Origin of the sequence: Paenibacillus provencensis (genome assembly GCF_042678545.1) — a bacterium.
In the GTDB taxonomy this organism is placed as follows: domain Bacteria; phylum Bacillota; class Bacilli; order Paenibacillales; family Paenibacillaceae; genus Paenibacillus; species Paenibacillus provencensis.
Map to the genome: position 1 here is coordinate 827,565 of NZ_JBHTKX010000001.1, position 13,971 is coordinate 841,535.

Consider the following 13,971-nt stretch of genomic DNA (forward strand, 5'->3'; position numbering starts at 1 on the left):
ATGATGAGCAAGACAGAAATAGCAGATATTTATCCATTATCTCCAATGCAGGAATCCCTGCTGTTTCATTCATTGTATGATCAAGGAGATATGTATTTCGAGCAGATGATCTTCTCGTTGGAAGGGCATGTAGACGAACAAGCGCTTGAAAACAGCTTAAATAAAGTCATAAATCGTTACGATATACTTCGAACTGTCTTTGTGTATGACAAAATCAATAAGCCAAGGCAAGTAGTGCTGAAGAAAAGGAACATTAAAATCAGACTTGTGGATTTAACGAATATACATGAGACGGAACGAAATAATCACGTATCTCAGCTTGCAATTGAGGATAGAAGGATTGGATTTGACCTATCCAAAGGTCCCTTACTGAGATTAACGTTGATCAAAACCAATATAAATGCCTATGAATTGATATGGAGTAATCACCATATTTTGATAGACGGCTGGTGCCTCGGACTTTTGTTTCAAGAATGGTTTGCACTGTATCGGGGAGAAATTTCTGGAGAGCCTGTCAGGCTCTCCAGAGTAATTCCTTACAAGAGATATATTCAGTGGTTGGAAGCCAAGGACGCTTCACAGGCAAAAACATACTGGAATAAATATCTGTCGGGTTATGAGGAATCTTCATTTCCACAAGAAAGAACGCCTACTAACCAGGATCGTTCGAACATTCAAGAAAGCATGTTTAATCTAGGATTATCACTTACCGATCAGCTTACTGCCATATCTCGTCAGTATCAGGTTACGATGAGCAGTCTATTTCAAGCGGTTTGGGGTGTGGTTCTTCAATATTATTCAGATTCTGACGATGTCGTGTTTGGAACCATCGTATCTGGAAGATCTACCTCCATTCCTGATGTTGATCAAATCATGGGCTTGTTCATTAATGCCGCTCCTGTCAGGATTCAATCGAGTTCAGAAACCACTTTTGCAGAATTAGTCAAAACCACTCATGAGAACTCTGTATTAGCGGAGGAACATAGCTATCTATCACTGGCCGATGTCCAAGCGGAAGCGGGCGGGGGTTCCCTATTCAATCATTTGTTGGTGTATGAAAATTACCCAGCTAACGACAGTATGTTCAATACGGAAGAGCTTGGTCTTGGCTTTAAGATCCGCTCCATTGAGGCTTATGAGCATACAAATTATGACCTGAACATTTCTATTGGCCCGGGTACAGAAATCAGAATAAAGATGAATTATAACGAGGATATGTACTCTATTCGTTTTATTCAGCGTCTGTTCTCTCACTTAAAAATGGTTTGTACTCAAATCGCGGGAAACCCTGAAATAAAGGTGAAAGACATTTCAGTCCTGACTTATCAAGAAACAGAGCACTTATCCTATTGGAATAACACAAAGGCAGATTATCCGATGGATCAAACACTAGTTGATCTCTTTGCTCAGCAAGCTGCGGCAGAACCACACAGGACTGCGGTCGTTATGGGCAACATGCAGTGGACCTATAGGGAGCTTAACGAGATTTCAGAAAAATGGTCACACCTACTTAGAAATAAAGGAGTTAAGCCAGGGGATATCGTAGGTCTATGCTCGCAGCGCTCTTGTGAAATGATCACTGCCATATTAGCTATATTGAAGACAGGCGCGGCCTATCTTCCACTTGATCCGACTTTTCCGTCTGAACGTTTATCCTATATGATGGAGGATGCAGACGTACAGCAGCTTGTGCTGTTAACAGATATGGATTTACCGGAATTCAAAGGCGAGATTGTGACCTTAACAGATCTACAGTTATCAGAAAATATGAGTTATGCCGTAGAGTCGACCGTTAACCTGGATCCGGATTATGATGCGTACGTCATCTATACTTCTGGCTCCACGGGTAAGCCCAAAGGGGTGACCGCTACTCACCGAAATGTCATCAAAACCATGATAAATAACGGGTATATCGAGATAGATAAAACAGACAGGCTATTGCAAATTTCAAACTATGCGTTTGACGGAGCTACATTTGATATTTATGGAGCCTTGCTGAATGGTGCCGCTTTAGTACTGATTAGCAGAGAAGAAGCCTCCAATATTGAATCCCTAGGGAATGCATTCAGCAAATATGATATAAGTGTAGCTTTTATGACAACAGCTCTATTTAATACATTGGTGGATTGGAACCCTGACGTATTGACAGAGGTATGTCATATTTTATTCGGGGGAGAGAAGGCATCGGCGAGGCATATTAACACAGCCTTGACAGTTATGGGTCCAGGTCGACTATTACATATGTATGGACCTACAGAAACGACAGTCTTTGCTACCTGTCACACGATAACGGAGTCTGGGAGCACTCCTATTGGGAAGCCTATCCACAACACGACAGCCTTTATATTAAATCGGGATCTGAAGCCGATGCCAGTGGGCGTACCAGGGGAGCTATATATTGGCGGTGATGGACTTTCCAAAGGCTATCGTAACCGGCCCGCACTGACTTCAGAACGTTTCATTGAACATCCTTTTTATGCTGGTAAGAAGCTGTATAAGACTGGGGATATCGTCAGACGAAATGAAGATGGAAGTATTGAATACCTTGACAGAGCAGATTATCAAGTCAAAATTCGGGGACATCGAATCGAATTAGGGGAAATTGAAAGCAAATTGAAGGATTTGAGTGAGGTCAAGGATGCAATAGTCAAAGCATTTCATGATCAACAGGGACATTTATATTTATGTGCTTATATTGTTCCTGTGCAAGATAATTACTTCTTAGATATAGCAAAATGCAGAGAGGAATTAAAGAAAAGCCTTCCTGACTACATGCTGCCTGCTGTATTCCATAGGATGGAGTCGCCCTTTGCCTTGAACTCAAATGGAAAAGTCGATCGAAGCAGGCTGCCTGAACCGAACATCACATCCAGCACATCCGTTCCATTGTCGGGTCCAACGGAAGATGCTCTGGCCGATATTTGGAAAGAAGTCTTGGGCATTCAACAAATTAGCGCATTAGATCATTTCTTCGAACTTGGTGGACACTCGCTAAAGGCAATGATGCTTACTGCAAAGATACATAAGGTGCTTGGTGTTAAACTTTCATTACACAACGTGTTCCAATCTCCGGTTCTGACGGATATGGCGAGATGTATTCAAATGTCTCAAGAAAGTCAGTACATGCCGATATTACGAGCGCCTGTACAGGAAACATATCCTGTTTCTTCAGCACAGAAAAGAGTATATATCGCGCAGCAATTGGAGAAGGGTCAAACGAATTACAACATGCCAATGATACTGGAAATTGAGGGTGAATTTAATAGAAATAGAATGGAGTCGGCTCTTAGAAAATTGATAGAGCGGCACGAATCGTTAAGAACTTCTTTTGTATGGATTGGTGAGACACTGAGGCAGAAGATCATCGCATCTAAGGATGTTAATTGGTCCATGGATTACTTAGAGATTAACGACGAAGACTTTGCAATTTATCAATCCTCCGGTACGGCCAAAAAAGAATGGATTAATCAAGCCTTGGATTCATTTATTCGTCCGTTCGATTTAGGGAATGGTCCTCTTATTCGGGCTATGGTCATTACTTTGGATAAAACGCACCATTTATTGTTTATGGATACCCACCATATTATTTCTGATGGCGTATCAACGGGTATTATTTATCAGGATTTGGCGCGCTTATATCAATCGAAGTCTTTACCTGTTTTAGAGCTACATTACAAGGATTTTGCAGTGTATGAAGAAGAGTATCGATCCAGCTCAAGCTATGAAAAGAATCAAAAGTACTGGAGAGATCAGTTCGCCGCAGCACTGCCTGAAGGGGAGATAAGTACAGATTATGCAAGGCCTTCGGTTAGAAGTGCTGCAGGGAAAACATTGTCATTCCATATTGAAGTAGATCTATTGGATCAACTCAAAAAAGTGGCTGCTGCAAATGAAGCAACATTATATATGGTGCTGCTTGCGGGATACAAAATCCTCATATCCAGATACAGCGGAACGGAAGATGTGGTGGTAGGCTCTCCGATAGCGGGAAGATCCCATGAGGATACCCATCAGATGATCGGGATGTTTGTAAACACGCTCGCTTTACGTTCCCAGCCCAAAGGTCGCCTTAGAGTCCACGAATGGATCCGGGAAGTGAAGCAGCAATTCATGGAAGCGCAGGCCCATGGGGATTATCCACTAGAGGATCTGTTGAATGATTTAAATTTTTCCCGGGATATGAGTCGACATCCATTGTTTGATACGTTATTTGTATTACAAAACATGGATATACCGCCTATTGAGCTTGAGCATGTCGCATTCCGTTCAGCTGAATGGGATTGGAGTCAGGCAAAGTTTGATATGACATGGGGCTGTCGAGAGTCCTCGCATGGTTTGGATTTTATCGTAGAATACGCAGCCTTTTTATATAAAGAAGAAACGATCCAACGAATGATCGGACATTTTATGACGATCCTGGAGCAAATGGTCCATGCGCCTGATATGCTGTTAATGGATATTAATATGCTGACTGAAGAGGAGCACACATGGCTGAATCTCCACAACAGAAGGCAGGCCGATTATCCACATGAGGCTTCTATACCCTGCTTATTTTTGCAGCAGGCTGTTGAATCAGCTGAGTTACCCGCTCTGATTCACGGAAGCAAGGTGATGACGTACAATCAGCTGAATGAAGCTGCGGAACACTTCACAAGAGTTCTGATTTCAATGGGAGTCAATCCAGGGGATAGAGTTGGTCTTCTAGCGGACAGGTCTATGGAGATGATTATTGCGATCGTCGGCATTCTAAAAGCCGGAGCGGCTTATGTTCCGCTTGATCCTGCGCTGCCTGAACATCGAATCGAATATATATTAAAGGACAGCGGAGCGAGATTTGTCGTCTCAACAAGTGGAAATGCTTATGATCAAGAAGGCATAACACATATTGCATATAGTGACCTATTAAGCCAAGGCAAGGTCGCATCTGAATTAACAAGAACAACGGACAGAAGATCAATAGCACCTGAAGATATCGCATACGTGATGTACACTTCGGGATCAACAGGGCAACCGAAAGGGGTTCTGACAACACATCGGAATGTGGTCAAAATAAGCATCAATAATGGATTTGCCGAATTGGGCAAGGAAGATCGAATGCTGCAGCTATCCAATTATGCATTTGATGGCTCTACCTATGAGATTTTTGGTGCTCTCCTTAATGGGGCTTCGCTCCATATCATAACAAAAGATGAATTGCTGAATGCAGCAACTCTTGCATCAATAATGGAAGAGCAGCGCATTACCTCGGCTTTTATGACAACCTCCTTGTTTAACATGATGGTGGACTATGATGTGACTTGTTTCAAACATGTTAACAAGCTCTTTTTTGGCGGTGAAACTGCATCTATTCAGCATGTAGATAAAGCACTTGATTATCTTGGCGAAGGCCGAATATTTAACGCGTATGGCCCTACGGAAACGACCGTATTTGCAACGACGTATCCGATTACAAATGATCTGAAGCAGAAGAGCAATGTCCCGATTGGGAGGCCAATTCATAATACTTCACTCTACGTTCGGAATGCTTGGGGTCATGAACAGCCCGTTGGAATGCCTGGTGAGCTGTTCATTGGAGGCGATGGTGTTGCCGCAGGTTACTTGAACAATACGAGTATGACAACAGAAAGATTCATACCGAACCCGCAGGAACAAGGCAAGCTGATGTATCGAACGGGAGATTTGGTCAGATGGTCTTGTGAGGGAGAATTAGAGTATCTGGGACGGATGGATGGACAGGTGAAAGTCCGGGGTAACCGAGTGGAAACAGGAGAAATTGAAAGCATGCTGATCTCTAATCCAGCGATTAACCAGGCTGTTGTCGTTCCAGTTGCTGATACCCAAGGGACGGTTAGTTTGAGTGCTTATGTGGTATGTCATGAATCCAGCATAGATAAAGAAGCAGAGCGGATACTCTATTCGGAATGGAGAGAGTGGTTAAAAAGGCGGCTTCCGGACTATATGATACCTTCTACATTTATGATAATCGAGGCCATTCCACTTACAACAAACGGCAAGGTAGATCGTTCCAAGCTTCCTGAGCCGGTTCTGTTATCCCATATGACGAATAAGGAACAGCCTGAGAATAACATTGAAGTTCAGCTTCAAAAATTTTGGTCCGAAGTGCTCGGTGTTGAAGGTCCGGGTATGCTCGAACATTTCTTTGATCTTGGAGGCCATTCATTAAAAGCAATGCAGCTATCCGTGAAGGTGCAACATGAGTTTGGTATCAATCTTAATTTGCAGGATATTTTTTTATATCCGACGATCAGAGAACAAGCAAGCTTGATTCATCGTCAGGAGACTCCATCTGTGAAGCTTACCCTGCCGAAGGCGCAAGCGATGGAATTCTATCCTGTATCCTCTGCACAAAAAAGAATTTATCTTGCATCACAGTATGAGCATGCAGGAACGAGCTATAACATGCCCATGCTGCTTCGTTTAGAGGGAAAGCTAGACTTGCGTGCACTAAACTGCGCATTTCAGCAGTTGATCATGCGTCATGAATCCTTAAGGACGATTTTTCATCTCATGGGAGATGAGATTAAGCAACAGATTCTGCCTCCGGGCAGTGTCCAGTGGGAAATAAAGAAAGAGGAGACAGGATCACCGTTAGATGATGAAGCAGTCCAACAATGGGTTTCGTCACAGATTAAACCCTTTGATCTGTCGTCGCCTTACCTGATTCGTGCTGTCGTTAGAGAGCAAACTTTAGATCATCATCTTTTGTTCATGGATATTCATCATATTATTTCAGATGGGGTATCGACTTCCATTATTCTAAATGAGTTGTTCAAGTTATACAGCGAAGTGGAGCTTCCGCCACTTACTATTCAATATAAAGACTATGCGGTCTGGGAAGAGCAGTACCATAGGAGTGAAAAGTATCTCGCAGCTAAGACATACTGGACTCATATGTATAAGGATGAGGTTCCCGAGTTGAATTTGCCAACCTCTGAACGCCGAAATCTAAGTCAGGGCTTGGGAGGGGCAAAGCATTCATTTTATTTAGATACAGAGCTGGTCAGCAAAATGAAGAACAAGATCAAGGAAAAAGATATCACTTTATTTATGCTTCTCATGGCTGGATATTATGTTCTCTTATCCAAATATGCGGAGCAAGAAAAGATTGTGGTTGGTATTCCTGTTGCCGGTAGAGATGTTCCAGAAGTGGAACCTGTCGTCGGTATGTTTGTCCAAACACTGGCGATACAGAGTGAACCAAAAGCGGATTTATCCATTGACCTGTATCTTGATGAATTGAAGAAGACGATGCTTGAGGCCTATAAGCATGCGGATTATCCGTTAGAAGAATTGATAGAAGAGCTGGATGTGACTAGAGATTCTGGAAGAAGTCCATTATTCGATACTCTATTTGTTCTGCAGAATATGAACACCGCAGAATTATTAATAGAGGATGTTCATATACACCAATTAGAAGTCCCGTCTAGTCAATCTAAGTTTGATATGATCTGGGCTGGTGCTGAACAGGATGACGTCATTCTAATGACGGTTGAATATAATCAAGATATCTATTCAGCGTCATTTATTAGAGGATTGTCTTCTCACTATAGACATATCCTTGAACAACTCGTTGATTCTGTGCCGGTGCGAATCAAAGACATTGAATTGTTAACAGATGAAGAGAAGCAGGAAATAAGCACGTTTGAGGGTACAACTGCAGATTACCCGCGAAATTCCACCATTATGGAGCTATTTAGAGCACAGGCTGAACGGAGCCCAGATCACCCTGCGATTGTATTTGAGGACAGGATGGTCACATATCGAGAACTTGCCACTCGTGCAGCCCATTTATCTGCTGTGCTGCAGGAGCAAGGGATACGGCCTGGAGATAGAATCGGGCTACTGGCAGACCGCTCCATTAAGATGATGGTTTCTATTATGGGTATCCTGGGCTTAGGTGCAGCCTATGTGCCACTAGATCCGAGCTTTCCGTCCGAGCGGCTGACTTACATGCTCGAAGACAGTGAAGCCAAGCTCCTTATTGCAGAGGCAGGAATGCGAGTGGATGGATACGACGGAGCGGTGCTGTGGCTTTCGGAGATCGACTGGAGCAGTCAAGGCATAGAATGGAGTCAGGCTGGAGATGAGTATGGACAAGTGTCCCTATCCCCGGAGTCTGCTGCCTATGTCATGTATACGTCCGGTTCGACGGGCAAGCCCAAAGGGGTGGTGACCACACATCGGAACGTGGTGAAGACCAGTGTAAATAACGGATTCATGGATGTCCAGCCAGAGGACCGGATGCTGCAGCTGTCAAACTATGCTTTTGATGGATCAACCTATGAAATATTCGGTACTTTGCTGAATGGAGCAACGCTATATTTGATTGAGAAGAAGCATGTGCTGGATGCAGCAGAGCTGTCTCAAGTAATGAAGCGGTATGGTATAACGTCTGCATTTATGACAGCAGCCTTGTTTAACACACTGGTTGATTATGATGTCACGAGCCTGAAGCATGTAAGAAAGCTCTTTTTTGGAGGCGAAGCAGGCTCGAAAAAGCATGTCATTAAGGCGCTTGATTATGTGGGTCCTAATCGGATCGCTAATGGATATGGTCCGACCGAGACGACGGTATTTGCAGCAACCTATACGGTGGATGAGGATGTCCGAGCGCACAGCAGTGTTCCTATCGGTAAACCGATTCACAATACGAAGGTGTACGTGTTAAACCGCTGGGGTCAGCGGCAGCCTGTAGGACTGCCAGGGGAGCTGTATATTGGCGGAGACGGACTAGCCAGAGAGTACTTGAAGCAGCCAGAGCTGACGAAGGAACGGTTCATTTCAAATCCATTTGAGCAGGGAGAGAGGTTGTATCGGACAGGGGACCTGGTAAGGTGGCTGCCGGACGGAAATCTGGAGTTCATGGACCGGCTGGACCGGCAGGTCAAGATCCGAGGCAACCGAATAGAACTGACAGAAGTAGAGAACAAGCTGCTTGAACTTCCGGAGATAAAAGAGGCGGTCGTAACAGCAGGAAGAGATGAACAGGGTCATTCATTCTTGGCAGCATTTCTAGTTCCTGAAGAGGGTGTAGAACACGACAAGATGCATCGGTACATCAGGGATTACTTAAGAGAAGAGCTTCCCGAATACATGATTCCGACATCGATTGCCCTCCTGGACAAGCTGCCACTGACAGCTAATGGCAAAGTAGATCGAGCTGCACTTCCTAAGCCTTACGCGTATCAAACCAATTCCCGGATTACAGCATCAAACGAAACTGAGCGCATCTTAGTACAAATATGGACTGAAATTCTCAAAGTCGAAAATATTGGAATTAGAGATCATTTTTTTGAACTTGGAGGTCATTCACTCAAAGCCATGATGCTATCCGGCAGAGTACAGCAAGAACTGCAAGTCAAGCTGTCTCTGCAAGAGATTTTTACACATGACACTATTGAGGAGCAAGCCCTTATAGTACATGACAAGAAATCGGACATGAATGGACGGCTTGCTATAATTGCAGCTCCTGTACAGGAGACCTATCCAGTATCTTCTTCTCAATGGAGGCTCTATTATACCCAGCAGCTGCTCAAAGAGGGAACCAGCTATAATATGCCACTCGCTTTTGAAATTAAGGGGTACCTCGATTATGGCAAGCTGCAAGAGGCGCTCTCCATCGTGACGAAACGACATGAGGCGCTTCAAACTTCATATGTCATGATTGGTGGTGAACTTAGACAAAGCATTGATCCAAATCGGGAAGCAGACTTTAGTATCGAACGAAAAAGCTGGACAAAAGGTGTTGAAGATCATTCGTTAACTCAATCTAGTATAGAAAAATATGTAAAATCATTTATTCGTCCATTTGACCTTTCATCAGGACCGTTGTTCAGGGCAGGGCTGCTCTCCATTTCAGAGACAAGGCACGTGCTCGTTCTAGACATGCACCACAGTATCTCAGATGGGATATCAACGAGTATCATTATTACAGAGTTGTTTCAACAATATGATGGAAAAGAGGTTCAACCAAAACCAGTCTTGCAGTATAAGGACTACGCTTGGTGGGAGCAGCAGTACAAAGGCAGCGAGCAATACCAAGCAGAGGAACAGTACTGGCTTAAGGAATTTAGTGGGGAGCTGCCGCAATCAAGCCTCCCATACGACTTCAACAACGCGAGTACCAAGGTCCCTGTAGGAGCGATTTCAAGACTCAACATCGATACTAGTCTGTCACAACAGCTTGAGGACATAGCTTCCGCTCATCGGACAACTCTATTTACAGTACTGTTCGGTGCCTATTCCATCTTGTTATCTAAGTATAAGCAAGAAGAAGATGTCATTATCGGCGTGCCTGAGGCGGGGCGGCAGCTCTCCGTTACCCAGGGCATGGTCGGCATGTTTGTGAATACTTTACCCCTTCGGCTAAAACCGATCGGGAATCTTACAGCAGTAAATTACCTTGGCCATGTTAGGGATCAACTATTAACGGCATTTGATCACGGCTCCTATCCTCTTGAAGAACTATTGGATCAGTTAAAAGTTTCACGGATTCATCCAAGTCAGCCTCTATTTGATACCTTGTTTGTACTTCAGAATATGGAGACCTATTCTTTACAATCGACATCACTTCATATCAGTCAACTTGAGACGGTGAGTACACAGCCCAAATTTGATATGACATGGGGAGCAGTACAAACACAAGATGGACTAGCCGTAACCATTGAATACAACGCTAATTTGTTCTCAGCAAAGACAATCGAGAGAATGCTGGGGCATTATGAACATGTATTAGAGCAGCTAGTGGCTGGAAATGAGCTTCTTATTCAAGACATTGAGCTGCTGACTGTGCAGGAGAAGCTGGAAATAAACACGTTTGAGGGTACAACTGTAGATTACCCACGAGAATCCACCATTATGGAGTTGTTTCAAGCGCAGGCTGAACGGAGTCCAGATCATCCTGCGATCGTATTTGAAGAGAGGATGGTCACATATCGAGAACTTGCCACTCGTGCAGCCCATTTATCTGCTGTGCTGCAGGAGCAAGGGATACGTCCTGGAGATAGGATCGGGCTACTGGCAGACCGCTCCATTGAGATGATGGTTTCTATTATGGGTATCCTGGGCTCAGGCGCGGCCTATGTGCCACTAGATCCGAGCTTTCCGTCCGATCGGCTGACTTACATGCTCAAAGACAGTGAAGCCAAGCTGCTCATTGCAGAGGCAGGAATGCGAGTCGATGGTTACGACGGAGCGGTGCTGTGGCTTTCGGAGATCGACGGGAGCAGTGAAGGGCTAGAATGGAGTGAGGCTGGAGGTGAATATGGACAAGTGTCCCTATCCCCGGAGTCCGCAGCCTATGTCATGTATACGTCCGGTTCGACGGGCAGGCCCAAAGGGGTGGTGACCACACATCGGAACGTGGTGAAGACCAGTGTGAATAACGGATTCATGGATGTCCAGCCAGAGGATCGAATGCTGCAGCTGTCAAACTATGCCTTTGATGGATCAACCTATGAGATATTCAGTGCTTTGCTGAATGGAGCAACACTATATTTGATCGAGAAGAAGCACGTGCTGGATGCAGCAGAGTTGTCTCAAGTAATGAAGCGGTATGGTATAACGTCTGCATTTATGACAGCAGCCTTGTTTAACACACTGGTTGATTATGATGTCACGAGCCTGAAGCATGTAAGAAAGCTCTTTTTTGGAGGCGAAGCAGGCTCGAAGAAGCATGTCATTAAGGCGCTTGATTATGTAGGTCCTAATCGGATCGCTAATGGATATGGTCCGACCGAGACGACGGTATTTGCAGCAACCTATACGGTGGATGAGCATGTCCGAGCGCACAGCAGTGTTCCCATCGGTAAACCGATTCACAATACGAAGGTGTACGTGTTAAACCGCTGGGGTCAGCGGCAGCCTGTAGGACTGCCAGGGGAGCTGTATATTGGCGGAGACGGACTAGCCAGAGAGTACTTGAAGCAGCCAGAGCTGACGAAGGAACGGTTCATTTCAAATCCATTTGAGCAGGGAGAGAGGTTGTATCGGACAGGGGACCTGGTAAGGTGGCTGCCGGACGGAAATCTGGAGTTCATGGACCGGCTGGACCGGCAGGTCAAGATCCGAGGCAACCGAATAGAACTGACAGAAGTAGAGAACAAGCTGCTTGAACTTCCGGAGATAAAAGAGGCGGTCGTAACAGCAGGAAGAGATGAACAGGGTCATTCATTCTTGGCAGCATTTCTAGTTCCTGATGAAGGTGTAGAACACGACAAGATGCATCGGTACATCAGGGATTGCTTAAGAGAAGAGCTTCCAGAATACATGATTCCGACATCGATTGCCCTCCTGGACAAGCTGCCACTGACAGCTAATGGCAAAGTAGACCGGCATGCATTGCCAAGTCCAGTGAATAGTATGAATGGTGAGAGACCAACGAATGCACTGGAAGCTAACCTCCATAAGATTTGGTGTGATGTTCTGGGTATTGATGAGATCGGGATAGAGGATCATTTCTTTGAAGCAGGTGGCCATTCCCTTAAAGCGATGATGTTGGTTGCTCGAATACAGAAGGAAATAAATCTGCCAATTGAATTACAAACGATATTTGATTATCCATCCATTAAGCTGCTTGCCGAGTATTTAGCAACACGGTCTGTGCAAAGTTCTGAGAACTACGAATCGATCAAGAGAGCCCCTATACAAGAGGTTTACAGGGCAACCCCGTATCAATCTTATGGATATTTGTCCAGCTTAGGGAATACGGACTGGAACATGCCGACGGCATATCTGATCCAAGGAGAGCTTAATCTGAATAGACTCGAGCTCAGCTTTCAGAAACTGATATTACGTCATGAAGCCCTTAGAACATCATTTGAGCTTCAGGGAGATCATGTGGTTCAACGCATTAGGTCCCGAGTAAGATTTCAGCTTGAGATAGAACCGCTAGGCTCCTATAGCGAGTTAAGTCAAGTCATTAAGAGATTCATCCAGCCATTTGCTTTAGATTCCGCTTCGTTGTTAAGAGCAAAGATTCTTAAGCTTGATCGGGACGAGCACATTCTATTACTAGATATGCATCATGCCATCTCTGATGGAACTTCACTCGGGATTATTTTGGATGAATTATTTAAACTCTATGACGGTTCAGAGTTGAAATCTCTTGAATTGCAGTATAAAGATTACTCTGAATGGCAACATACGAAGCTAGAGCAGGGTTATTTCACAGCCGCTTCGGATTTCTGGAAGAGTTATCTTGCCGGTTATCGACCTGTTCAGCTATCTCCATTACAGCTTGAGGGAACGAGGGCATCTGATCATAATGGCAGCCATATCAGAATAGAAATTTCCAAGGCTCTAATAGAACAAATGAAGAACTCGATGAATATAGAGGTAACGGATTATACGATCTTCTATTCAACCTATCTTATTTTGTTAAGCCAGTTAACGAATGAGAAGGATCTCATTGTTGGAACCTACGCATTTGGTCGTGAACGTGCTGAAGTACAGGAAATCGTAGGATTGTTCATTAATTCCATCCCGCTGAGATATCGAGTTAATACAGAAGATCCGATGACAGACATGTTCCAAAAGGTCCAAGAGATGATGAATCTTGCTTTACAGCATCAGCATTATCCGTATGAGAAGATGCTAGAGGATTTGGATATACCGCTATCTCCAGGAGAGAACCCGTTATTTAACACCATGTTTAATCTTAATAACTTTATGCTGTCCGCATTAGAAAGTAAGGAAAGGGATTATTGTATTTCTTCATATCCTTGCGAGTACGATTATTGCGAATATGATATATATGTAACTGCTCAGGAGCTTGAAGAGATGTATATGATCCAGTTTGATTATCGAACAGCTATTTTCGAAAAACAATTTATGAATAAGTTCACCAAGCATTATATGGATTTGTTGAAACAAATTGCGTATGATCCGGATACGATAATAAATCAGCTGGAACATACTAACATCTCAACAAAAGCTGTGATACACTAACAA

At 44.1% G+C, this 13,971-nt stretch carries 1 protein-coding gene; it reads left to right on the plus strand.

The annotated features are described in order from the left end of the window. Positions 1-13,968 (plus strand): non-ribosomal peptide synthetase, encoded by a 13,968-nt coding sequence (locus tag ACFQ3J_RS03950; RefSeq protein WP_251581281.1) that lies wholly within the window; start codon positions 1-3, stop codon positions 13,966-13,968. Positions 13,969-13,971: the final 3 nt, after the last annotated feature.